Source organism: Acinetobacter ursingii DSM 16037 = CIP 107286 (assembly GCF_000368825.1).
Classification (GTDB): Bacteria; Pseudomonadota; Gammaproteobacteria; order Pseudomonadales; family Moraxellaceae; genus Acinetobacter; species Acinetobacter ursingii.
On record NZ_KB849717.1, the window covers coordinates 1,132,476 to 1,156,265 of the forward strand.

The 23,790-nt window shown below is 40.2% G+C and carries 24 protein-coding genes; 19 read left to right on the forward strand and 5 right to left on the reverse strand.

Features of this window, described 5'->3' with window-relative positions:
• Positions 1-92: 92 nt before the first annotated feature.
• From clpX to tig, 3 genes are all read right to left on the reverse strand, one after another.
• A complete protein-coding gene (gene clpX, locus F944_RS12840; RefSeq protein ID WP_004991312.1) occupies positions 93-1,403 on the reverse strand; it encodes an ATP-dependent Clp protease ATP-binding subunit ClpX in 1,311 nt (436 codons plus the stop codon).
• Positions 1,404-1,429: 26 nt separating this feature from the next.
• A complete protein-coding gene (clpP, locus tag F944_RS12845; protein ID WP_004991313.1) occupies positions 1,430-2,035 on the reverse strand; it encodes an ATP-dependent Clp endopeptidase proteolytic subunit ClpP in 606 nt (201 codons plus the stop codon).
• A gap of 196 nt (positions 2,036-2,231) precedes the next feature.
• Positions 2,232-3,566 (reverse strand): trigger factor, encoded by a 1,335-nt coding sequence (gene tig / locus F944_RS12850; RefSeq protein WP_004991314.1) that lies wholly within the window; start codon positions 3,564-3,566, stop codon positions 2,232-2,234.
• A 356-nt stretch (positions 3,567-3,922) separates the two neighbouring features.
• Between tig and F944_RS12855 the strand changes: the two genes are divergently transcribed.
• The 7 genes from F944_RS12855 (at position 3,923) to rdgB (ending at position 12,190) form a co-directional block, all read left to right on the forward strand.
• Positions 3,923-6,133: a TonB-dependent receptor gene (locus F944_RS12855; protein ID WP_004991319.1), complete on the forward strand. Its 2,211-nt coding sequence runs from the start codon at positions 3,923-3,925 to the stop codon at positions 6,131-6,133.
• A gap of 105 nt (positions 6,134-6,238) precedes the next feature.
• Positions 6,239-6,922, forward strand: coding sequence for a Fe2+-dependent dioxygenase (locus F944_RS12860; protein ID WP_004991321.1), 684 nt, complete (start codon positions 6,239-6,241; stop codon positions 6,920-6,922).
• Between the two features lie 443 nt (positions 6,923-7,365).
• A complete protein-coding gene (leuA, locus tag F944_RS12865) occupies positions 7,366-9,063 on the forward strand; it encodes a 2-isopropylmalate synthase (protein ID WP_004991322.1) in 1,698 nt (565 codons plus the stop codon).
• 84 nt (positions 9,064-9,147) lie between these two features.
• Complete coding sequence (gene metX / locus F944_RS12870; RefSeq protein ID WP_010588564.1) at positions 9,148-10,311, forward strand: homoserine O-succinyltransferase MetX; 1,164 nt, start codon at positions 9,148-9,150, stop codon at positions 10,309-10,311.
• Positions 10,311-10,904: a methionine biosynthesis protein MetW gene (gene metW, locus F944_RS12875; RefSeq protein ID WP_004991325.1), complete on the forward strand. Its 594-nt coding sequence runs from the start codon at positions 10,311-10,313 to the stop codon at positions 10,902-10,904. Before metX ends, metW begins: the two co-directional genes overlap by 1 nt.
• A complete protein-coding gene (locus tag F944_RS12880; RefSeq protein WP_004991327.1) occupies positions 10,901-11,488 on the forward strand; it encodes a tetratricopeptide repeat protein in 588 nt (195 codons plus the stop codon). The genes metW and F944_RS12880 overlap by 4 nt, the downstream gene beginning before the upstream one ends.
• 72 nt (positions 11,489-11,560) lie before the next feature.
• Entirely contained in the window at positions 11,561-12,190 is a 630-nt protein-coding gene (rdgB, locus tag F944_RS12885) for an RdgB/HAM1 family non-canonical purine NTP pyrophosphatase (protein WP_004991329.1), read from the forward strand.
• Between the two features lie 306 nt (positions 12,191-12,496).
• Here the strand turns inward: rdgB and F944_RS12890 are convergent, their stop codons facing one another.
• Positions 12,497-13,375, reverse strand: a complete 879-nt coding sequence (locus F944_RS12890; protein ID WP_004991331.1) for an AEC family transporter — start codon at positions 13,373-13,375, stop codon at positions 12,497-12,499.
• A 151-nt stretch (positions 13,376-13,526) separates the two neighbouring features.
• Here F944_RS12890 and tatA point away from each other — a divergent pair, with 151 nt between their 5' ends.
• From tatA to F944_RS12910, 4 genes are all read left to right on the forward strand, one after another.
• Positions 13,527-13,748 carry a Sec-independent protein translocase subunit TatA gene (gene tatA, locus F944_RS12895; protein ID WP_004991333.1) on the forward strand — a complete coding sequence of 74 codons (222 nt, stop codon included), beginning with the start codon at positions 13,527-13,529 and terminating at the stop codon, positions 13,746-13,748.
• Positions 13,749-13,760: 12 nt separating this feature from the next.
• A complete protein-coding gene (gene tatB, locus F944_RS12900) occupies positions 13,761-14,210 on the forward strand; it encodes a Sec-independent protein translocase protein TatB (protein ID WP_004991334.1) in 450 nt (149 codons plus the stop codon).
• Entirely contained in the window at positions 14,207-14,968 is a 762-nt protein-coding gene (tatC, locus tag F944_RS12905) for a twin-arginine translocase subunit TatC (protein WP_004991337.1), read from the forward strand. The genes tatB and tatC overlap by 4 nt, the downstream gene beginning before the upstream one ends.
• A 195-nt stretch (positions 14,969-15,163) precedes the next feature.
• Positions 15,164-17,197 (forward strand): PhoX family protein, encoded by a 2,034-nt coding sequence (locus F944_RS12910; RefSeq protein ID WP_004991338.1) that lies wholly within the window; start codon positions 15,164-15,166, stop codon positions 17,195-17,197.
• A 31-nt stretch (positions 17,198-17,228) separates the two neighbouring features.
• Here F944_RS12910 and F944_RS12915 read toward each other — a convergent pair whose 3' ends face one another.
• Positions 17,229-18,014 carry an NRDE family protein gene (locus F944_RS12915; protein ID WP_010588565.1) on the reverse strand — a complete coding sequence of 262 codons (786 nt, stop codon included), beginning with the start codon at positions 18,012-18,014 and terminating at the stop codon, positions 17,229-17,231.
• A 94-nt stretch (positions 18,015-18,108) separates the two neighbouring features.
• Here F944_RS12915 and lgt point away from each other — a divergent pair, with 94 nt between their 5' ends.
• From lgt to msrA, 8 genes are all read left to right on the forward strand, one after another.
• Positions 18,109-18,933, forward strand: coding sequence for a prolipoprotein diacylglyceryl transferase (gene lgt / locus F944_RS12920; RefSeq protein ID WP_004991341.1), 825 nt, complete (start codon positions 18,109-18,111; stop codon positions 18,931-18,933).
• Positions 18,934-19,205: 272 nt separating this feature from the next.
• Complete coding sequence (locus tag F944_RS12925; RefSeq protein ID WP_026039846.1) at positions 19,206-19,592, forward strand: hypothetical protein; 387 nt, start codon at positions 19,206-19,208, stop codon at positions 19,590-19,592.
• Between the two features lies 1 nt (position 19,593).
• Entirely contained in the window at positions 19,594-19,959 is a 366-nt protein-coding gene (locus F944_RS12930; RefSeq protein ID WP_004991344.1) for a hypothetical protein, read from the forward strand.
• Between the two features lie 120 nt (positions 19,960-20,079).
• A complete protein-coding gene (gene thyA, locus F944_RS12935) occupies positions 20,080-20,922 on the forward strand; it encodes a thymidylate synthase (RefSeq protein WP_004991346.1) in 843 nt (280 codons plus the stop codon).
• Between the two features lie 17 nt (positions 20,923-20,939).
• On the forward strand, positions 20,940-21,449 hold the full coding sequence (locus F944_RS12940; RefSeq protein WP_004991347.1) for a dihydrofolate reductase: 510 nt from the start codon (positions 20,940-20,942) through the stop codon (positions 21,447-21,449).
• A 28-nt stretch (positions 21,450-21,477) separates the two neighbouring features.
• The gene (locus F944_RS12945) at positions 21,478-22,545 is read left to right on the forward strand and encodes an Lnb N-terminal periplasmic domain-containing protein (RefSeq protein WP_004991348.1); all 1,068 of its coding nucleotides are present in this window, start codon (positions 21,478-21,480) and stop codon (positions 22,543-22,545) included.
• A gap of 263 nt (positions 22,546-22,808) precedes the next feature.
• On the forward strand, positions 22,809-23,150 hold the full coding sequence (locus F944_RS12950) for an META domain-containing protein (protein ID WP_227613858.1): 342 nt from the start codon (positions 22,809-22,811) through the stop codon (positions 23,148-23,150).
• A 93-nt stretch (positions 23,151-23,243) separates the two neighbouring features.
• A complete protein-coding gene (gene msrA / locus F944_RS12955) occupies positions 23,244-23,768 on the forward strand; it encodes a peptide-methionine (S)-S-oxide reductase MsrA (RefSeq protein ID WP_004991350.1) in 525 nt (174 codons plus the stop codon).
• Positions 23,769-23,790 lie beyond the last annotated feature (22 nt).

A 23,790-nucleotide genomic window follows, 5' to 3' on the forward strand; every position in this document is an offset into this window, starting at 1 on the left:
CCTCATTTTTTATTTGCAAATAAAAAAGCATGAAATGCCTGAGCAGATCATGCTTTTCAGATAAGTATCAGATGACTGAACCTATGTAAAACTTATGCAGATTTAGAATCAACCACTTTCAAATCAACTTGTTCAACCGTATCATGATTTTTGTACGGTAAGCGCTCCTTTTGGAAAACGGGTTGCGCTCCTTCTGTAATCACCGCTTCATTGATGATGACAGTGCCAACATCATCACGACTTGGCAGCTCATACATGGTTTCAAGCAATACATTTTCCAGTATCGAACGCAAACCACGCGCACCTGTATTACGCTCTAAAGCCTTTTTAGCAACTGCACGCAATGCTGCATCTTCAAATACCAAATCAACATCTTCCATATTAAATAGATATTGATACTGACGAGTCAACGCATTTTTCGGCTCAGTCAAAATCTGCATGAGCGCTGCTTCATCCAGTTCTTCAAGCGTTGCAATCACAGGCAAACGACCAATAAACTCTGGAATTAAACCAAATTTCACCAAATCAGTCGGTTCAACCTGACGGAACAATTCAGCCAGTTTTTTGCTTTCATCTTTATTTTTGACTTCCGCAGTAAAACCAATGCCACCTTTTTCCTGACGTTGCTGCACAATTTTTTCAAGTCCAGAAAACGCACCACCACAGATAAACAGGATATTCGCAGTATCAATCTGAATAAATTCCTGCTGTGGATGCTTACGTCCACCTTGCGGCGGAATCGAAGCCACTGTGCCTTCAATCATTTTCAGTAAGGCTTGCTGTACCCCTTCACCCGATACATCACGGGTAATCGATGGATTTTCAGACTTACGGGTAATTTTATCAATCTCATCGATATAGATAATGCCCTTTTGTGCTTTCTCTACATCATAATCGGCTTTTTGTAACAGCTTTTGCACGATGTTTTCGACATCTTCACCCACATATCCAGCTTCGGTTAAGGTCGTCGCATCTGCCATAGCAAATGGAACATCCAATAACCGCGCTAAAGTCTGTGCAAGCAAGGTTTTACCTGAACCTGTTGGCCCAATTAGCAAGATATTACTTTTGGCAATTTCAATATCCTGATTGGCTTTATGTCCAGATTGACCGACTTTCAAACGTTTGTAATGGTTATAAACCGCTACAGATAAGGTTTTTTTCGCAATATCCTGACCAATCACATATTGGTCCAAAGCTTTACGAATTTCTTGCGGTTTAGGTAGCTCACGACTTGCCCAATCTCCAGCTTCAACTTGTTGACTGGTTTGCACAAGATCAAGACACACGTCCACACATTCATTACAGATATATGCGTCCTCACCTGCAATCAGTTTCCCGACTTCAGACTGCGTTTTACCGCAAAATGAACAATGTTTTTGTCCTTGAGGATGTTCGGACATAATTACTCCAACTTAAATCTTAACTTTTAGGGACGTTTAGATAAAACCTGATCCACTAAACCATATTCTTTGGCTGCTTGCGCAGTCATGAAATTATCACGATCCGTATCACGGGCAACGGTTTCGTAGTCTTGACCACTATGTTCTGCCATTAAACGATTCAAACGCTCTTTGATAAATAAGATTTCACGCGCATGAATCTCAATATCAGAAGCCTGACCACGGAAACCACCGAGTGGCTGGTGGATCATGACACGGGCATTTTCAAGACAGTAACGTTTACCCTTAGCACCAGCATTGAGTAAAAATGCACCCATAGATGCCGCCTGACCCATACAATAAGTCACTACATCTGGCTTAATAAACTGCATGGTATCGTAAATTGCCATACCTGCGGTCACTGAACCACCTGGTGAATTAATATAGAGGTGTATATCTTTATCTGGGTTCTCTGCTTCTAAAAACAACATCTGAGCGACAATTAAATTCGCCATGTTGTCTTCAACTTCACCCGTTAGAAAAATTACACGTTCGCGTAGCAGACGTGAAAAAATATCAAAAGAACGTTCACCACGTGAAGACTGTTCAACGACAACAGGAACTAAAGCATTTTCAATTGTTGGAACATACATACGATTATTTATTCCTAAATTTTTGTAACTTAACTCATTCCCACAATATGAGGGATAATCACTAAAATTGCAAAAGCATTCCTTTCAAAATATCGTTTTATTTCTGTATAAAACGCGCATTTCTGTCGGAATATCAGAAAAGAACAGATTCATAAAAAAAGGCGCTTTCGCGCCTTTTCTCAATCTATATGAAAGATTAACGAGCTTGGCGCGCTTGTTGTTCTTTCAATAAGTCTTCATAACTCACATCAGTATTGGTTACTTTTGCAGCAGCCAAAATGTGATCAACCACTTGATCTTCTAACACAACCGCTTCGATTTGAGCACGTTGCTGTTTGTCATTTTTGAAGTATTCAATCACTTCAGTTGGATCTTCATAAGAAGATGCCATATCTTCGATATAAGCATCTACACGGCTTTGATCCACTTCAAGTTTCGCATCAGCAAGTACTTTACTTACCAATACACCCAATTTTACTGATTTTTCAGCTTGTTCTTTGAACAATTCATCTGGAAGCATGCTCTTGTCAAATGCTTGAGCACCAGCACCACCAAACTGTTGAGTAAACTGTTGAATCATTTGTTCGCGTTGACGATCGATTTCCTGAGCAACCATCGCAGCAGGAACTTCGATTTCGTTTGCAGCAACAAGTGCATCAAACGCCGCTTGTTTTACTTGGTTACGTAAACCGTTACGAACTTCACGCTCCATGTTCTTACGAACATCAGCTTTAAGTTTTTCAACGCCTTCTTCTTCAGTCAAACCAAAGATTTTAAGGAATTCTGCATCAATCTCTGGAAGTTTTGATTTTTCAACTTGCTTCACAGTGATTTTGAATTGCGCTTGTTTACCTGCAAGGTTTTCAGCTTGGTAATCTTCAGGGAAAGTGACGTCGATGACTTTCTCTTCACCTGCTTTCATGCCCACGATCCCATCTTCAAAACCAGGAATCATACGGCCAGAACCCAATACCAGTTTAAAGTCTTCAGCAGAACCGCCTTCAAACTTTTCACCATCAATCGAACCTTCAAAGTCGAAAGTCACTTGCATGTCTTTTTTCGCCATACCTTTGGTAACAGCCCAAGTTTGACGTTGTTTTTGCAAGTTTTCGATCATTTGATCAACGTCTTTGTCGTTGATTTCAGTTGATTTGCGTTCAACTTCCAAATCATTGAATGCTTTAACTTCAACTTCTGGATACACTTCAACAGTCGCTTCATACACTAAAGCGTCATCTTTATGTTCCACTTTTTCAATGTTCGGCATGCCTACAGCATTGATTTTTTCTTGTTGAATTGCTTCAAAAACGCTATCACGAATAATATCGTTCACTACTTCCTGATAAATACCAGGACCGAAGTCTGAACGTACACGTGACATAGGCACTTTGCCTGGACGGAAGCCGTTGATCTTCACAGTTTTGGCAGTGCGTTTTAAACGAGCTTCAAATTGCTCATTAATACGGCTCGTCGGTACAGAAACATTTAAACGACGGGCAACGCCCGAAACCGCTTCAGTCGTTACTTGCATGGCTTCCTCGATAATTAGTTAGAGTAACAATTTTTAAAAGTGCCACATTATATGACAACTTTCCCGATATACAAAACAGATGATGAAAAAGGAAGTTTTTAATGGAAAAAACCATTTCCCCAAAAAAACAAAAAACTTAAAAAAAACTTAAAAAATAATTTTTTTAAAAGAACATATTTTCATCTATATCAATAATTTATTTAGTTTTCATAAAGTTAAATATACACATGTAAAATAATGTTTCTTAAAATCCATAATATCTCCTTTTTTGAACAAGAATTTCAATGGAAAAAAACTACTTATAAAAATAATAATCATTATTATTCACATACTTTTTATTATTGATATCTGTGACTATGTCTTTTATTAAAACGCGTAAGAAGATTGTTTCATCCGCAATCGCCTCTTCTTTATCTGTTGTTGCTGTTCCAGCAATCGCTCAAGATGACGTTTCCCATTTACCTACTATTCACGCTGAAGCGAGTACTGACAGTCTGAAAGTAGATAACTCGGCTAATAAAAAATATGTTGCACCCCTTTTAGACACGCCAAAATCTGTTGCTGTCGTTTCTCAAAAATTGCTACAAGACACCGGTGCAAATTCGTTAACTCAAGCATTACAAAATGTACCAGGAATTACCTTCGCAGCAGGCGAAGGTGGTACACCATTTGGTGATACACCTTATATTCGTGGTTATAGCTCCCAGTCTTCAATCTATGTAGATGGTGTCCGCAATGCCACCCTGCAAAACCGCGATATGTTTGCAATTGAACAGGTAGAAGTCACCAAAGGTTCGAGTTCTACTTTATCTGGTGGCGGTGGTGTTGGCGGTAGTATCAACCTCATTACCAAACAAGCGCATCAAGGTGATGTTTATCAAGGCACTGTCGCAGCAGGTACAGACGACTATCGTCAGATACAACTTGATGCCAATAAAGATTTTGGAAATGGTGTTGCTGGCCGTGTCGTGGTCATGGGACATCAAAACGAAAAGCCTGGTCAAAGTAATGGTGCAGAATACAATCGCGTTGGTATTGCACCAAGCATCGCATGGGGCTTGGGTACAGCCACTCGCGGATCATTAAGCTATTACTATTTACAAAGTTATGACGAACCTGATGCAGGTATTCCATTTTTATCGACTGGCGGAAAACCCTATCAAGCCAAACAAGGTATTTACTATGGATGGAAAAATCGCGACTTTGATAAACGTGAGAACCATATTGGCACCTTTAAGTTAGAACATGATTTTAACGACAACTTAACCTTATCTAATGTGGTGAACTATACAAAATCAAAAACAGATTATGTGTACACCAACTCAAATGACTCTAAAACGGGTACAAATGGGCTAAACAATGTTTTAAATGGTTATGTTTATCGTGGTCATGCGCTGAGTCGAATTTCTGACACCGACGCTTATTCAGACCAACTTGCTCTAACTGGAAAATTCAATACAGGCGCCATTAAACACTCGTTTAATACAGGCGTTGAATGGAGTTTACAAGACACTGATATGGGGTCATACACGTTTAATCAATCTGCAACAGCCGCAGATGCTCAGTGTAATGCTGTGACTTATTGGTGTACCAGTATCACCAGTCCAGATAATCCAGCCATGATTGGTACACGTGATGCAAATCCTGCGGTCACAACCACCCGTAGCCGTACCGTGGGTTTATATGCGCTTGATAGCATCGAATTTACACCACAATGGTTAATGAATCTGGGTTTACGTTGGGATAAGTTCGATACAGAAGCTAAATATAATAAGGCATCTGGAACCACTCCTGCGGGAACAAGTATTGAAAGCGATAGCGATTTCTTTAGTTATCAAGCGGGTCTGATCTTCAAACCAACTGAAAATGGCAGTATCTATGCGAGCTATGCGACTTCTGCCAATCCAGTGGGTGTTGGACAAGGTGATAGTAGTGAATCGGCAGTTGCCATTACCATTAATGACCTGAAACCTGAAAAAGCCCGCACTTATGAAGTCGGTACTAAATGGGATATCTTCAATAAACGTGCCAATGTCACTGCTGCAATCTTCCGTACTGAAAAGCAAAATACTCGTATTCAGGATGCAGCAGGTTTTTACTCAAATGTGGGTGAAAGTAAGGTTGATGGTTTTGAGCTTGGCTTAAACGGTCATATCACCAATAAATGGGAAGTTTCAGCAGGTTATAGTTATTTAGACAGTGAACTCACCGATGGTGGCTTTTCACGTGGAACAGCAGTTCCAGCAGGTGGCCCAATCCCATATGTTGCAAAAAACAGTGCAACATTATGGTCGACTTATAAAGTCTTACCACAGTTGACTGTAGGTGCGGGTGCTCAATATAAAGACAATGTCTATGTTAACTCGAGTACCACTGCCGAAAAATATATGCCTGCTTACACCATTTATAATGCCATGGCGAAATATGAAATTAATCCAAATGTGAATTTACAGTTAAATGTAAATAACATTTCGGATAAACGTTATTTCACCAGTGCGCATGCTGCACACTATGCTTTTGAAGGTGATGGTCGTAATGCAGTATTAGCCATTAATTTTAAATATTAATCCTTAAAACCATAATCTATTTATGGCTTTAATTAAAATTTAGAAAAATAGCCTCCTCATGAGGCTATTTTTCTAATTGCCACTTTCTGATCAAAGGTATTTCATATGATCCATCATATTCCTCAAGTACTGAGCAAACAACAGGTCGCGGAATTTAGAACATTGATGGAATCAGCCACTTGGGTTGGAGGTAAAGTGACTGCGGGAACTTTGTCTGCCTCAGTTAAGCACAATCAGCAATTATCTGAACAAGATCCCTTGACCCAGCATTTAAGCGATCTGGTGATTAAGGCTATCTGGAATCATCCCACATTCCAAACCGCAGCCCTTCCCCATCAAATTATTCCACCTTTGTTTAATCGTTACAATGAACATGAAAGTTTTGGATTTCATGTCGATAATTCGATTCGTCTAATCCGTGGTACAACTGAACAAATCCGCACCGATTTATCCTGCACCTTATTTTTAAGTGAACCAGATGAATATGACGGTGGTGAACTTGTCATTGAAGATACTTATGGCTACCACGAAGTTAAACTTCCCGCAGGCGATGTCGTACTTTATCCTGCAACCAGTTTACATGAGGTCAGTAGTATTACTCGTGGTACACGTTTCGCTTCTTTTTTCTGGGTACAAAGTTTAATTCGCGATGATAACAAACGGCATTTATTATTTACTTTGGATGAGTCCGTTCGCAATTTACGTATGCAACATGGCGACCATTATCCAGAAGTAATGAAGCTCACTAACATTTATCATAATCTGATGCGAATGTGGTCTGAGTTATAAAACCTGCTCCGCAAATCCATAAATAAAAAATATCACCAACATAGAATCATTATTAGGAAAATATTTCCTCATAAATTGCAAATTATGCAAAAAACAGGGAAATATTTTCCATTTATTCAAATTAAAATTTAAGATATGATTTTGCATATGCGGCGTTTTTCACCTACACTCAAATGAGTCGTAAAATCTTTTTACGCAGGTGAAACCACTAAGCTTATTTAATGGTATACGGAAATGAAATACATTTTTGCTTTTTCCAAGTCTACATCTGATTTGAATACACTCCTGATGCTGCGCCAAGCGCGCATACTCTCTTTTTGCCTGTAAAATTGGCCTCAAAATTTTTCGTTATTTTCTTTTAATCGTTTTATTTAAACACCATATATAAAGTAGTGAGTTGCCTGAAAATATAGAGCAAGCGCACTACAACAAGGAGTTATCTCATGATGTTGGCAGATCCAAGCAAAAAATATCGCCGTATGTACCAGCGCGTCGATTTACCTGACCGCCAATGGCCGAATAACGAAATTACCAAAGCGCCGATCTGGATGAGTACCGACTTGCGTGACGGTAACCAAGCCATTTTTGAACCGATGGACATCGATCAAAAGTTTAAAATGTTCCAGATGTTGGTCAAAATTGGTTTCAAACACATTGAAATTGGTTTTCCATCGGCGTCTCAAGTAGATTTTGACTTCACTCGTAAATTGATTGAAGAAAACCACATTCCAGATGATGTCTATATTGAAGTGTTGGTACAAGCACGTGATCATTTAATTGAGCGTACCTTTGAGTCTTTGGTCGGTGCAAAACGCGCGATTGTGCATATCTATAATGCTAATTCACCGACCTTCCGTCAAAAAGTATTGAATGTTGATGCCAATGGCTCTAAAGCTTTAGCGGTTAATGCTGCTAAAAAAATTAAAGAAATTGCAGCGCAATATCCTGAAACTGAATGGGTATTTCAGTACAGCCCAGAATGTTTTTCTGCTACAGAATTAGAAGTCGCTAAAGACGTCTGCGATGCGGTGACTGAAATCTGGGAAGCATCAGCAGACAATAAAGTGATTTTAAACTTGCCTGCAACAGTCGAAGTTTCAACACCAAATGTTTATGCAGACCAAATCGAATGGATGCACCGTAATCTTGCCCGTCGTGATGGAGTGATCATTTCTGTTCACTGTCATAATGACCGTGGCTGTGGGATTGCAGCGTCTGAACTTGCGATTATGGCTGGAGCAGACCGTGTTGAAGGTTGCGTATTTGGTAATGGTGAACGCACAGGTAATGTTGATGTCGCGGCGATTGCTTTAAATATGTACACGCAGGGTGTTGCACCCGAGTTAGATTTCTCCAACATCAATGAAGTGATTGCCATCATTGAAGAATGTACGGGCTTACCGGTGCATCCACGCCATCCTTATGCGGGTGATTTGGTCTTCACGGCATTCTCAGGGTCACATCAGGATGCCATCAAAAAAGGCTTTGAATTCCAGAAAAACGAAGAAATCTGGGATATGCCTTACTTGCCAATCGATCCAAAAGACTTGGGTCGTGACTACGATGCAGTGATTCGTGTCAATAGCCAGTCGGGTAAAGGCGGCATTGCTTACTTGTTAGAATCTCACTACAACGTGGTATTGCCGCGTCGTTTACAGATTGAATTTTCACAAATTGTGCAACAACATACCGACAGCAACGGTACGGAAATTAGTGCAACTGAAATCTGGAATTTGTTCCAAGACACTTACGTAAATGCTAAACAGCAGCACTATACCGCAAAAAACTATCGCCTTTCTGACGTAAATGGCACGCAGGCAATTGAACTCGAAGTGGATATTGATGGTGAAATCCAACAATTACGTGGCGAAGGCAATGGTCCAATTTCGGCTTTCTTAAATGCGCTTCAATTGCCGATTGATGTATTGAACTATGAAGAACGTAGCATTAGCTCTGGTGCCAACGCCAAGGCCTTGACCTTGATTGAAATTCAAGTCAAAGGAACAGGTAAGAGTGCGTTTGGAGCAGGAATCCATGACAACACCGTGACCTCATCCATTGAAGCGATTTTGGCCTCAACCAATCGTTTAATTGAACAAGGTGTCTTGAGCACAGATCAAGTGGCCGCTGCCGCTGTATAAACTACGTAAAACACTCTTTTTGAAAGGATACCTATGGTATCCTTTCTTTATTATTGGTTTAAAGATAGAAGGCGAATCGCTCCCGTGTCTTTTGCATCTGACTCCGTGGGTTTGGTCACTCCACAAAAGTTTCAATTTGAACACCCTCTACATTTAGAATGTGGCCGCAGCTTACCGCGTTTCGAACTGATGGTTGAAACCTATGGTACTTTAAATGCAGATCAATCTAACGCGATTTTGATTTGTCATGCGCTTTCTGGGCATCATCATGCGGCGGGTTATCATCACGAAGATGACAAAAAATCAGGATGGTGGGATGCCTGTATTGGCCCAGGCAAAGCGATTGATACCAATCATTTTTTTGTGGTTGCACTGAATAATATTGGCGGATGTAATGGCTCGACTGGCCCAACTTCGCCCAATCCTGAAAATGAAAACCGTCCTTACGGCCCAGATTTTCCTTTGGTCACCGTGCGTGACTGGGTCAAAACCCAAACTATGCTTTCAGATCGATTGGGCATTGATGTTTGGTATGCGGTGATTGGTGGGTCATTGGGCGGCATGCAGGCCTTACAATGGTCAGTGGACTATCCTGATCGTTTAAAAAATTGTGTGATTATTGCCAGTGCACCTAAACTTTCAGCACAGAATATCGCGTTTAACGAAGTCGCGCGCCAATCCATCCTGTCCGACCCTGATTTTTATCATGGTCGTTATCTGGAAAATGATAGCTATCCAAAACGCGGATTGATTTTGGCGCGGATGGTGGGTCACATCACCTATTTATCTGAAGAAGCGATGAAACAAAAATTTGGTCGTGATTTAAAATCAGGCAAATTTATGTATGGCTTTGATGTCGAATTTCAGGTGGAAAGCTATCTGCGCTATCAGGGTGAACAATTTAGCCGAAATTTTGATGCCAATACCTATTTGATTATGACCAAGGCACTGGACTATTTTGACCCATCACGTGAGTATGAGCAGTCATTGACTAAAGCAATGGCGCAAACCCAATGTCGTTTCCTCGTGATTTCCTTCACTACAGACTGGCGTTTTGCCCCAGAACGTTCTCAGGAAATTGTCGATGCACTTATTAGCAATCATAAACCTGTGACTTATCTGGATATCGATGCTGAACAAGGGCATGATTCATTTTTATTTCCTATTCCACTCTATGTAAAAACGCTACGGGCTTTTTTAGGCGGTGAAGCGCTTTTAAAATCTACCCCACATGTGGAGGCGATCTGATGCGTATCGACCAACAACTTGCGGAAAAGTGGATTAAACCGGGTTCCAGTGTGCTGGATTTAGGCTGTGGCGATGGTGAATTATTGGCTCATATGAGCAAAAAACACCAAATTCATGCTTATGGGCTAGAAATTGATCAAGAAAAGATTGCAATTGCGGTCAGTCGCGGGTTAAATATTATTCAGCAAGACTTGAATCTTGGCTTGAGCCGTTTTGCCGACCAGTCTTTTGACAATGTCGTCATGGCGCAGGCTTTGCAGGCTGTAGATGCACCAGACGTTTTATTACGTGACATGGTGCGAGTGGGCAAACAAGCCATCATTACTTTTCCAAACTTTGCGCACTGGAAGACGCGCTCGTTTTTGGCTTTGAAAGGAATGATGCCTGTTTCAGATGCATTACCTTATATGTGGTATAACACGCCCAATATTCATTTATGTACTTTCCGAGATTTTGAAGCACTGTGTGCAGAAAATCAGATTCGGATTATTAATCGACTTGCCGTCAATGGGAATCAGCAAGGGAGCTTTTTAAGTAAGCATGTCCCTAATTTGTTTGGTGAAGTCGCAATATATCGAGTGAGCGCTCTATGAAAAAAACATTATTCAGCACACTAGTAGTTGGACTTTTAAGTATTCACGCACATGCTGATTACGTTGCCCAACCACAATCTATTGCAGCACAAGCTGCACATTATTCTACAATGGGGATTACCGATCTGATGAAAGCTGCTAAAGCGGGTCAGGCGGGTGCACAATTTTATTTAGGTTCGCATTACCAATACGGTAAAGATGTGGCCAAAGATGATAAACAAGCTTTTACATGGTTTAAAGCCGCAGCAGATCAGGGATTATCCCCTGCTCAGCTCAATGTCGGCCGTATGTATGCAGATGGCGTTGGCGTTGCTAAAAATGAAGCGATGGCGCGTAAATACTTTGAAAAAGCAGCCAGTAATGGTGACAACCGTGCTAGTTATAATCTCGCGATGATGGAAGAGCAAAAGAAAAACTATCAGGGCGCGTATCAATGGTATGAGTTATCAACTCGTGATGGCATGTTGGATAATAAAGTGATTAACATGTCACAAAGCAAAAAAACGGCGTTGGCTGCCAATTTAACCCAAGATCAGATTCGTCAAGCGGTTGATCGTGCGGATAAGTGGATTCAGGCGCAGTAAGTTCTTCAAATTTTAAAGCACCTTCGGGTGCTTTTTGTTTTTTAATTTTCTCTTTTTATTCGGGTTTTGATTATGTCTGCACCACATTGGCTCTCTCAAGGTACTTTAGTTTTAGCCAGTAACAACAAAGGTAAAATTACCGAGTTTGAAAAACTCTTTGCAGAGTTAAAACTTCCCGTGGATGTTATTCCTCAAGGGCAACTGGACATTCCAGATGCGATTGAAGATGGACTGAGCTTCATTGAAAATGCCATTATTAAAGCACGACATGCGTCTAAAATTTCAGGAAAACCTGCCATTGCAGATGATTCTGGCATCTGTGTTCCTGTATTAGACGGCGCACCGGGTATCTATTCAGCACGTTATGCGGGTAATCATGGCAATGATAGCGCCAATAATGAAAAACTTTTAAATGACTTAAAACCATTTCGTCAAAATGGGCAAGTGATTGAAGGAATGTTTGTCTGTGTATTGGCTTTGGTTGAACATGCAGAAGATCCACTTCCACAAATCTTTCAGGGTTTCTGGCATGGCGAAATTTTAGAAGCAGCGCGTGGTGAACATGGCTTCGGTTACGACCCATTATTTTGGTTGCCAGAACTTGGCATCAGCAGTGCGGAAATGAGTAAGGAAGAAAAAAATAAAATCAGCCATCGTGGGCAGGCAATGCAACGTTTTCGTGAGAGTTTGGCTCACGTATAAAGAACCCTCTCAACAAGAAACATACACATAGATTTGAATATAAAATAGAGATGCACGACCGTGACGGCGGCATGGATGCCGCCCGTTTGGCTGTGGTATCAAGGACGTACCATCAGCCAAACAAAGGATTTTTGTTACTTTTCATCCTTGAAAAGTAAAGAATGAGAAAACTACACATCACTTATTTCCTATTAAAATACATTGAAAAACATATACTTACAATAATTTATATTGTAAATATATTTTGATTTAAAACATTGCGAACGACGTTTACACGTAGAATATTTATTCTGGATATTTATAGATTTAAAAATAAAAATGCAGCAACATTCCATAAACTGCAATCACCACACAACTCACAATCGTACCCGACGCAATATACTTCGCTGAAACTCCAGTCCCCTGATAATGCGTTTCAAGCGCCACAATATTTGCCGCAGGCGGTAAACAGAACAATAAAAACATGACACCGATATATTGCTGAACATGTGGAATCGGTAGATAAAAATAAGCAATACTACACAATGCTATACCACAAATGATTTTAAGCGCTAAAATCATGCTACTTCGTTTTAAATCATCTACATTGACTTTGGTTCGTCGTAACCACATGCCCAATACACACATTCCTGCAAAGGTCATTCCGATCTTACTGGCACTATAAACGTGATCAACCCAATAGGTTTCTTGGATATTTTGCAGCTCCATCAACCTAAATAATCCAGCTAAAACCAAAGCCACAAAAGGTGGAGATTGCATCACTTTTTTTACAATGACCGATTTTTCTTGCGGCTCCGAAGACACCGCAGTGACAGCCCAAATATTGCCAAAAATAGACCCGCCAATATATAAAGCCACCATCGCAGAACTGATTTGAGTACCAAATAAAGCAATCGCGAATGGAAAACCCAGCCACGCCATATTGACATAGCTAAAGCATAATGCGCCTAAACGATCTTTAAAGCATTGCATAAACAACGCATATAACAAAACTGCGGAGACGAAACTAAAGAGCATCAGACTTAAACTACCCGTCTGATAAAACACCATATTGTAAATAATCACAATCGGAATAAAGACACGGGCCAATAAAGTCGCAAATGCAGGTTTGAGACCAACAGCGAATCGCGTTTGAGCCAGTATCCATCCAACAACAAAGGCGATCAGTGGGAGAATAAGATTCACAACATGCTCTAAAATAAGGTTTCAATCATCACGTGGAATACTAGCATTTTTCTAAAGCTAAAATTGAATTGTCTTAAAAATGAAATATTTCTGTCACTGCACTGTCACTACAGACTGTTGAAATATCCACAAACTTTTGGAGGATACAAAAATGGCAGGCTTATCGATTTGGCATGTAGTGATTTTCTTGATTGTCGTGGTGCTTTTATTTGGTACCTCAAAACTTAAAAATTTGGGTAAAGATGTGGGTGGTGCAGTCAAAGACTTTAAAAAGTCAATTCGTGAAGACGAAGAAAAGTCTGCGCTTAATCAACCTAAAACGATCGATGCAGATGTGAAAAATTCTGAACCTGTATCATCTGTAAAAGGCTAAGGAACGTCCCTCATGTTGAATATTGGAATGACCGAAATTCTGTGTTTTGCAGTCATCGCCATACTGGTTTTGGGCCCTGACAAGCTGCCTGAAGCGGCACGTTTTGCAGGACGCTGGTATGCCAGAATTAAACGTCATATCAGCAATATTCAAAATGAAATTGACCGTGAACTCAAAATTTCTGAATTCCGTAAAGAAATGCAGGATGAGTTAAATCGAATTGAAGCACTCGAACGCAAAGTACAATCTCAACTGGAAGAAATAGAAAAGAGAAAACTTTCCGAATTAGAACAAACGCCTCAAAATCATCAGGAACAACAAAAAATTGTTCGAGTGTATTCATTTATTTCAACCGCAAGCTATATTCCCTTTAAAAACTGGCAGCAAAAAGAAAAGACTGTTGATGGTCTACCCACCACATTGCAACCGACCGCCACTATTGAACTGAAGATTGCCGTATGAACCAGCTACCCTCAAATACGCTCAATACAGCAGCCGAAACACTTGAACAAATGCCATTGACCAATCATTTGGTGGTATTACGCAAACATTTATTTAGAATCGTGGGAGTAACGCTGTTTTTATTTTTTTGCTTACTTCCGTTTCGTAATTATACCTATCAATGGCTATCTGAACCTTTGCGCATGCAGTTGCCTGCATCATCCTCTATGATTGCAACGGATGTTACTGCCACATTTATGGCTCCATTTAAGTTGAATTTATTTGTGGCGATAGTTCTCGCCATGCCGTTTATTTTGTATCAACTCTGGTTATTCATTAAACCTGCACTGTACGCCAGAGAGCGATATTTGGCATTGCCTTTACTTGTAGGCAGCATCGTTTTGTTTTTTGCAGGCATTGCCTTTGCTTATTTCATCACCCTGCCTGCTATTTTACATTTTTTCATTAGCGTTTCACCTGAAACAGTCGCACCAATGACCGATATCAATAGTTATCTTGAGTTCTGTCTTAAATTATTTCTGGTATTTGGTTTTACTTTTGAAATTCCTATTGTGACTTTACTCCTCATTTTGATTGGCGTGGTGAGTACTCAAAGCCTCGCTGAAAAACGACGTTTTATAATTGTCGGCTGTTTCTTCATTTCCATGTTTATTACTCCACCAGATGCTATTTCGATGGTGATGCTCGCTGTCCCGATGTGGCTATTATTTGAGATGGGATTGTTTTTTGGAAAACTACTAGAAAAACCAGCACATTAAAACTTTAAAATTAAAAACAATAACATCTTTAAAAGCTTGAATATTCAATATATTCAGGCTTTATTTTTATAAAATTAATTATTTGATTTTACAAAATATATTGTCTTTAAATTGACTTAAAACCGTAAAAAAAATGTCATCTAAGTTGCCTAGAATCAATGCCACAAATATACCCACAAACGTTATGGATTTATTATGACATCGGCAAGCAATCATCCTACCCGTCGTGATTTACTAAAATGGTTCAGCGGAATTCCTTTTTTACCATTGGGGGCAATGGCAACTGCGGCAACATTAGCTGGCTGCAATGACAGTGATAATGACAGCTCTACAACACCAGTTAAACCTGCTAATTTTAAAAATGCAACGTTTACCCCAATGACAGCACCAACATTGGCTGATCCAGCAGCAATGGCAACCACGTCTGTCGGTTCAAAATTGAGTATCTCTTGGGATGATGGCTCAAAAACAGACTATCAACTTGGATACAGTTCATTCTTTAAAACAGGTGAAAGCGTTCCTGCGTTAAATGGCGGTACGATCGTTGCTGGTGGTTATTTTGATGTCAATGGTAACCCAATCAAAGATACGTCTGTTGCAGGTTCAGAGCGCCAATTTTTCTCTGACTGTCCAGATGGTTCATCTTTGATCCAAATTGAAGGGGCTTCTGTTGCAGGTGTAACCAATCCTGTGTTCCATGTGGTTCAATTTGAATACACGACTAAAAATTTGGCAGGAACCAGCATGTATGGTCAACTGCCATCGCCTATCGCTATTTTGACGCTTGATCAAGATCAAAAAACAGGCCATTTAACGCTTAAAAAATATTTTAACGTGGATATGTCCAAAGTTCATGGCTTGTGGATTACCTGTGGTGCGAGTCTTTCTCCGTGGAATACCCACCTTTCTAGCGAAGAATATGAACCAGATGCATTTAAACAAGGGATTGGTGGCCCAAGTGCGGATGGTATTGGGACATACTATTTTGGCGATGCCTCAAAAGCAAATCCTTATAACTATGGGCATTTACCAGAAATTGTGGTGAATAAAGACGGTTCAGGTACAGCAAAAAAACATTTCTGTTTAGGCCGTATTTCACATGAATTGATTCAGGTGATGCCAGATAATCGTACTGCGATTATGGGCGATGACTATACCAATGGCGGTTTCTTTATGTTCGTGGCAGATAAAGAAAAAGATTTATCTGCGGGAACACTCTATGTTGCCAAATATCTGGATGTATTAACCGAATCGACAACAGCGCGTATTCAATGGATTAAACTAGGATCAACCAACAGTAAAACCATTGAAGATTTGGTCAACGTTCGTGGTATTAAACCTGAAAACATTATGGAAAGTTTAACCACTGATCCAAATGATGCAAGTTATACCCCGATTGTTCTTGCCAAGAAAAAACTTTGGGTCAAACTCAAAGCTGCCAACAACGGCTTTACGGATGCAGAAATTCAACTTGCTGCCGCTTTTCTTGAAACACATCGTTATGCTGCACTCAAAGGCGCAAGTATGGCCTTTACTAAAATGGAAGGCACCACAGTCAACATCAAAGACAAAGTTGGCTATTCCGCACTGGCCAACATTCAAGACTCTATGGTGAAAGGAGCTTCTGGATGGGTTGAAAGCAATAACGTATCCTTTAGCAAAACCATCAAAGCGGGCGGTGTATTGGCGCATGATCTCGCATCTGGTCAAGTGGATAGTACTGGCGCAGTCATCAATAGTAGCTGGGCAGCAAAACAAAGCCATATGCTAATTATGGGTGTTGATACCAGCATGGATAATCTAGGCAATACAGCCGATCCAAACAAAATCGCAAGCCCAGATAACCTCAAATATTCAGAAACATTGCGTACGTTATTTATTGGTGAAGACAGTGGTAATCACCTCAATAACTTCTTATGGGCATATAATGTCGATACTACTCAGTTGATTCGATTACTTTCAGCACCTGCTGGCGCAGAATCAACAGGTTTACATGCAGTTGATAACGTCAATGGCTGGACATATATCATGAGTAACTTCCAGCATGCGGGCGATGAATGGGATCGTTTCTATAAAGTAGATAGCAAAACGGGTGTACGTACTGGTTTAAGTGAAAATGACCAAAAAGTGCTGACTGATGCCATCAATAAAAACTATAACAATGGCTTTGCTGCATCAGTGGGTTACATTACCGCAGATCCAATCGCACCTTCTGTTGTTAAAAAATAATTTCAGTGATTTCAAACAAAGCTGACTTCGGTCAGCTTTGTTTGTTTAAGGGAATATTCAAATCTATGATTTGATCTTTGAAATCACCCCATTGTGTTTTTTCTAGCCAATTCCATTGTTGATTTCTCATGTTTAAAAAATTAGAACAACGTGTGCCGTATACAGGGCTTTGAATAAATGTAGATGATAAAAGTTGTTCCATTTCAGCGCTTATCCCAGTTGCGGGTAAAAGCTCTGAAATCACCTTTCGTTCATCCTCTAAAATATCCCACGCTGCATTTTCAATATCATCTTGATTCGCATTGTCTTGCAACATCGGTAAAAACTCTTGCGTAAACCGTTTACGCAGATGCGCTGTTTTTTCCCAATGCTCTGACATTAAACCATTAGAAACTACATACACACCTTTGGCTAATACTTGTGGGGCTTCCCCACGATTACTCATATAAACCGCCTGAGTTTGAACTCCCATAAATAAATTAAAACCTGCATATTGTTGCTGTTTTTGCTCAAGCTGTTGGGCAAAACGAATCGGCGTTAAATCTGACAATAAGAAATCTTCAACCAATGCACCTCTCGATGTGTCATACGTTTTTTTATCCTGACCATCACGAAAATTTGTGACAATCGCCCAACGCCCTGAAGCAGTCACGCCCATCCACGTGCCACCTGACTGTAAGTCCTGACCCGCTACAATCGGAAGATTTGACCATTGGTAAAGCTGTGTGGTGGGGCGTGCATAAAACTCATCCCGATTTGATAATAAGCAGATCGGTGTCTGTTCTAAAACTTGCCAAGCCAATGCGACAATACACATGATTTTTTTCTCGTCATCTTTTACACATTGAATGTACAACATTTTTCTTTTATTCCGTTAGAATCTCACGAAGATAAAAAATCAAGGAATAGGAATGCTGACCTACCCGAATATTGACCCTGTTGCACTGTCGCTCGGGCCATTAAAAGTCCATTGGTATGGGCTGATGTATCTCTTGGCTTTTTTATGCGCTTGGGGACTTGCTTCTTATCGTGCTAAACAACGTGATGGTTGGACAGCCGACATGGTTTCCGACCTTGTGTTCTACGGAGCGCTTGGTGTGGTACTGGGTGGGCGTATTGGCTATGTCCTGTTTTATGAGTTTGACAAGTTCCTGGCGAACCCAATCTGGCTATTTCAGGTCTGGACGGGCGGCATGAGTTTTCACGGGGGGTTTATCGGAGTCATGCTGGCCATGATTCTCTGGTGCCGCAAATACCAAAAAACATGGTTTGAAACACTGGACTTTATTGCGCCCTGTGTTCCGACAGGCTTGATGTTCGGTCGTATTGGTAATTTTATCGGTGGAGAATTATATGGTCGTGCCGTTCAGGATCCGAATTATCCATTTGGCATGATTTTCCCAACAGATCCCTTGCATCTGGTTCGTCATCCATCGCAAATTTATCAAGCCATCTGTGAAGGTCTGATTCTATTTTTAGTGCTGTGGTGGTTTAGCAGTAAACCGCGTCCACGCATGGCTGTTTCTGCGTTATTCCTGATTGGCTATGGCATCGCTCGTTTTAGCATGGAGTTCTTCCGTGAGCCCGATGCTGATCAAGGCTTCATTTTATTGGGGTGGATGACCAAAGGTCAGATTTTAACTGTCCCGATGATTTTGATTGGCCTCTGGATGCTTTGGTACGCTTATCAACGTAAAATTTATGATTGGGGCCCTTTAAAAAATCGTTCAAGCTGATTTTTAAAGACATCTTTATTTTCGGTTTGGTTGCTCATCAAACCGAAAATTCAAAAAATTTTCATCAAGACAGCGAAACGATACAAAATTATTTAAACAATTTTAAATCTAAGCCGATCACTCTTACTTATAAAATAATTTTAATTTTCAAATATATAGAATAAAAATATCATCAATCCCACCAATCAAAACCCTCTCTTTTTATTGATTCGACCTTCCAGCGATAGATTTGTATGTTACATTTTCAGGGTTTCCATTCTGATCCAATCAATATGCTTGAATTCTGGTTTAGTTCTGATATTTCGCGTTCGAAAAAATTTTTGATTTTGATCATTACGCTACTGATTGCACTTGGCTTATATCGTTATCATCCATTGCCTTTAGACGTGATTTTAATGTTTGCTGGCACAGGCATCATTTTTTTAATCTGTCGCTATTTAAAACAACATTTTGCTCAAAACAATCCAACTGGCTTGCTTTATCGTTTATTGACATGGATTCCAATCGCCCTGTTATTGACTCTGCTTTTTATGAAAACCATGAATAATTTGATGTGGTGGGGTATTCAGGGCATTGCTTTTATGGCACTTGCAGTCTTTGTCTTTTCTCCTCAGTTTTTACTTAAAGCGCCACCGATCCATTCATCGAAAGATCATTAACATGCTAGATTTTTGGTATTCTGATCGTTGTACCCGTGGTATCAAACTGGGGATTTGCATTGCCACATGTGTCATCATTTACCTCAGTTCAAACATTGAGAAATTACCAACTCTTTTTGTTGTCATGAGTCTGTTACTTGGAATGATCCATCATTTTTTACAGCAAAAAATAAGATGTCTTCCATCCGATAACCCCTATGCAGAAGGGTTTTCAATCATTGGTTTTGTACTTCCCATTATTGTGCTTATTACCCTCTTTTCTTTTTTGCCTCAGTCACATCAATGGATCTTAGCCATACAGGTCATCGGCTTAAGTGCTTTAAGTTTATTTATTGTTTCGATTTATCAAAATCGCGCACCACGTTAAAACGTGATGAGATCTGCTGTGCTGTTCATTCTGCGTAAAAGCAGTTAAGATTTAGCATCGATTTTTTAATATTTGATCGGTCAATGAACCGACCAATATCCATCCAGATTAGAGAGCATCATGCGCGCGTATTTAGATCTTTTACAACATATCCTCGACAATGGCGGTGACAAAGGTGACCGTACAGGAACAGGAACACGTTCAGTATTTGGTCATCAAATGCGTTTTGATTTATCTAAAGGTTTCCCTTTACTCACCACCAAGAAAGTCCATTTCCGTTCCATTGTGATTGAACTCTTATGGTTTTTAAAAGGCGATACCAACGTCCAATATCTCAAAGACAATAAAGTCAGCATTTGGGATGAGTGGTCGACCGCTGAACAAACGGCTCGTTTCGGTCGCCCTGAAGGTGAGCTTGGTCCAGTGTATGGTCATCAATGGCGTAACTTTGGCGCAACTAAAAAAGCAGATGGTAGTTACAACTCTGATGGCTTTGATCAAATCAAATGGCTCATCAATGAAATTAAAACCAATCCAAATTCTCGTCGTCTGATTGTATCTGGTTGGAACCCCAATGAAGCGGGACAGGTTGCATTACCACCCTGCCATACTTTGTTCCAGTTTTTTGTTCAAGATGGCAAACTTTCCTGTCAGCTTTACCAACGTAGCGCCGATGTATTTTTAGGTGTGCCGTTTAACATTGCCAGTTATGCTTTGCTCACCCATATGATTGCGCAAGTTTGTGAATTAGGCGTTGGTGATTTTGTCTGGACAGGTGGTGATACTCATCTCTATGCCAATCATTTTGAACAAGCACAGTTGCAACTTACTCGTGAACCACTGGCGTTATGTCAATTAAGATTAAATCCAGACATTCATGATCTTTTTGATTTTAAATTTGAAGATATCGAGATTGTAGATTATCAATCGCATCCTGCAATTAAAGCCCCTGTCGCAGTATAAGGTTAAGGAATTTCACAATGGCTTTTCAAGACCTAGAAGTGGTCCATGTGGTCGCTATGGATCAGCAACAATGCATTGGTAAAGGCAATGCTTTGCCGTGGCATATCTCCGCTGACTTGAAACATTTTAAGGAAATTACACAAGGCGGTATCGTGATCATGGGTCGTAAAACCCTTGAATCGATGGGGCGCACCTTGCCCAACCGTGTCAATTGGGTAATTACTCGTGATCCTAGTTGGCACTTTGATGGAACTAAAGTAGCTCATAGTATCGAAGCGGCTTTAATCGGTGCAGCACAAGATGCAAAACAATCCAATCAAACCGCGCTATTTATTATAGGTGGCGGTGAAATTTTTAGTCAGACTCTTGAGATTGCTGATCGTCTGGAACTTACTCATGTTGAACTCGATGTACAGGGAGATGCGCATTACCCTGCCATTCCAGTCAGTTTTAACAAGATAGCCAGTGAACAACATACTGATGACAAAACTGGTATTGCTTTTGAATTCGCAACTTATCATAAATAGTACATAACAATAGAATTAGCGCAAACTTATGCAGCACATTGGAAAAAAAGAATTTTTAACTGCTCTAGGCAAAGGACTGATTCTGGCAGCCTTTGGCTTGTTTATTATTTTTTCCAGTATATGGGTATGCATGGCTATCTGGATTCAACAACCCTTAGGCTGGCTTTTCAGTCGTGTGCTGATTGGCGTCTGGATCGTTTTTGCCTTAAGTATTTTAGGGATTTATGTCACTCAACATTTGATTAGCCGACGGGTCGATTTGGCGATTTATTTGGTGGCTTTTATTGCAGTACTGATCTGGTACTTTTCAATCCCAGCCTTACAAAATCGTGACTGGAATCCTGAAGTCGCTAAAATTTTATCCTATGAACGTACAGGGAATTTGGTCACCTTGCACAATATTCGCAACTTTGACTGGAAACCTGATGGAAGTTATACCGAACGCTGGGAAACCCGACATCTCAATCTGGATAAAATTAGTGGGGTTAATATCGTAACTTCTTACTGGATGGGTCCACAAATTGCCCATACCTTGGTCAGTTTTAATTTTAGTGATCAAGCCCCTCTAGTTTTTTCTATTGAAATTCGTAAGGAAAAGAATGAGAACTTTTCAGCAGTCGGCGGTTTTTTTAGACAGTTTGAACTGAGTCTGGTTGCAGCGGATGAAAAAGATATTATTTATACACGTAGTAATGTGCGTAAAGAGCAAGTCTATTTATTTCCAATCAAGATGACCAATACACAGGCTAAAGCGCTGTTTAATGAATATTTAAAAACAGTCGATGAACTTCAAAAAGAAGCACGCTGGTATAATACGCTGACCAGTAATTGCACCACACTGGTGTTTGATATGGTGCAAGCCATCAATCCAAATGAATTGCCGAAAGATTATCGTCTAATCGTGTCTGGTTATTTACCTAATTATCTTTATGATTTGAACGTGCTCAGTCATCGCTATACGGTACCTGAGTGGTATCAAATGGCATATATCAATGCACGTTCAGCCGAGTACGAAACATTTAAATATAAAAGCAGTGCCAACTTTTCCGCGGCCATCCGTGAAGGCTTGCCACAGCCCAATCAACAGGCTCACTAAATTGTGAAGATAATGTGAGAGCACACTAAAAATTAACTACACAATTTCACGTTTTTTCACTGCGTTTTGAGTGTTTTTTTGCTCTTATATCTAGCAATTGCGTCCGTATATTAAGGGTTATTTTCATGCTCAAGCATTGGATAATTTCAACTGGTCTTATTTCTTGCCTGACCATCACAGGTTGTGCCGCTACCACTTCAGCGCCCACTGCATCTGTAGCCAAAGTAACATCCAGCGCCTCATCTCAATCTTAGCAACCTACGCTGTTATATCAGCAACACTGGGTCGCTACCGAAATTAATGGTTTTCAGGTGGAATCTTCTGAAAAAACGCCCCAAATCCAGTTTGATTCAAGCTCTAAACGTTTTAGCGGTTCAGATGGCTGCAACCAGATTATGGGCAGTTTTAACACGACAGATGACCATTTAAGCTTTGGTCAAATCGCAAGTACCAAAATGATGTGTCCAGATGCAAATAGTCTTACCGCCACTCAATATCAACAAGCATTGGCAAAAGTTACGAGTTATCGTGCCAGTTCACAACTACTGGTCTTATTTGATCAAAATGGACAAACCCTCATTGCCTTTAAAAAGGCAGATACATAAACGCATGATTCAGACCAATACATTTAATTTTATGAATAAATTGTGCTAACACTATAGTATTAAGTGATGAGCAATAAAGAAAGGGATCAGGATATGCAGCAAGCTTTATTTGGTGGAGGATGCTTTTGGTGTACCGAAGCGGTATTCTTGCAAATTCAGGGTGTCATTAAAGTCGTTAGCGGTTATGCAGGTGGAGACATTCCTAACCCTAACTACGAAGCTGTGTGTACGGGGCAAACCCAGCATGCAGAAGTGATTTTAATTGACTTCGATGAACAACGGGTTAGCTATACACAATTGCTTCATGTGTTTTTTGCCACACATGATCCAACTACACTGAATCGTCAAGGGAATGATGTCGGCACTCAATATCGCTCTGTTATTTATTATTTTGATGAAACCCAGAAACAGCAAGCTGAGCAACTCATTGTAGAGTTAAAACAGGAAGGTATCGATATCGTCACCGAACTCAGTCCTGTGCCAACTTTCTATCCAGCAGAAGATTATCATCAAAACTTTTATGCCAAAAATCCGTCACAGGGCTATTGTAACTTTGCAATCACGCCTAAGCTGTCAAAGCTTAGAGGAAAGTTTCAAGATTTACTAAAAACTGAGTGAATAAAATTTTGAGATAAAAAAA

Bases quoted from the DNA above. Each gene is read 5' to 3' on its own strand.
- F944_RS12915 (WP_010588565.1), bottom strand. From the start codon at position 18,014: ATGTGTATTGTCGCATTGGCTTGGCAAGTTTTAGAACAGACACCGATC.
- leuA (WP_004991322.1), top strand. From the start codon at position 7,366: ATGATGTTGGCAGATCCAAGCAAAAAATATCGCCGTATGTACCAGCGC.
- thyA (WP_004991346.1), top strand. From the start codon at position 20,080: ATGCGCGCGTATTTAGATCTTTTACAACATATCCTCGACAATGGCGGT.
- F944_RS12945 (WP_004991348.1), top strand. From the start codon at position 21,478: ATGCAGCACATTGGAAAAAAAGAATTTTTAACTGCTCTAGGCAAAGGA.
- F944_RS12940 (WP_004991347.1), top strand. From the start codon at position 20,940: ATGGCTTTTCAAGACCTAGAAGTGGTCCATGTGGTCGCTATGGATCAG.
- rdgB (WP_004991329.1), top strand. From the start codon at position 11,561: ATGTCTGCACCACATTGGCTCTCTCAAGGTACTTTAGTTTTAGCCAGT.
- clpP (WP_004991313.1), bottom strand. From the start codon at position 2,035: ATGTATGTTCCAACAATTGAAAATGCTTTAGTTCCTGTTGTCGTTGAA.
- tig (WP_004991314.1), bottom strand. From the start codon at position 3,566: ATGCAAGTAACGACTGAAGCGGTTTCGGGCGTTGCCCGTCGTTTAAAT.
- F944_RS12880 (WP_004991327.1), top strand. From the start codon at position 10,901: ATGAAAAAAACATTATTCAGCACACTAGTAGTTGGACTTTTAAGTATT.
- F944_RS12930 (WP_004991344.1), top strand. From the start codon at position 19,594: ATGCTAGATTTTTGGTATTCTGATCGTTGTACCCGTGGTATCAAACTG.
- metW (WP_004991325.1), top strand. From the start codon at position 10,311: ATGCGTATCGACCAACAACTTGCGGAAAAGTGGATTAAACCGGGTTCC.
- tatA (WP_004991333.1), top strand. From the start codon at position 13,527: ATGGCAGGCTTATCGATTTGGCATGTAGTGATTTTCTTGATTGTCGTG.
- tatC (WP_004991337.1), top strand. From the start codon at position 14,207: ATGAACCAGCTACCCTCAAATACGCTCAATACAGCAGCCGAAACACTT.
- F944_RS12855 (WP_004991319.1), top strand. From the start codon at position 3,923: ATGTCTTTTATTAAAACGCGTAAGAAGATTGTTTCATCCGCAATCGCC.
- F944_RS12925 (WP_026039846.1), top strand. From the start codon at position 19,206: ATGCTTGAATTCTGGTTTAGTTCTGATATTTCGCGTTCGAAAAAATTT.
- F944_RS12860 (WP_004991321.1), top strand. From the start codon at position 6,239: ATGATCCATCATATTCCTCAAGTACTGAGCAAACAACAGGTCGCGGAA.
- tatB (WP_004991334.1), top strand. From the start codon at position 13,761: ATGTTGAATATTGGAATGACCGAAATTCTGTGTTTTGCAGTCATCGCC.
- clpX (WP_004991312.1), bottom strand. From the start codon at position 1,403: ATGTCCGAACATCCTCAAGGACAAAAACATTGTTCATTTTGCGGTAAA.
- msrA (WP_004991350.1), top strand. From the start codon at position 23,244: ATGCAGCAAGCTTTATTTGGTGGAGGATGCTTTTGGTGTACCGAAGCG.
- lgt (WP_004991341.1), top strand. From the start codon at position 18,109: ATGCTGACCTACCCGAATATTGACCCTGTTGCACTGTCGCTCGGGCCA.
- F944_RS12910 (WP_004991338.1), top strand. From the start codon at position 15,164: ATGACATCGGCAAGCAATCATCCTACCCGTCGTGATTTACTAAAATGG.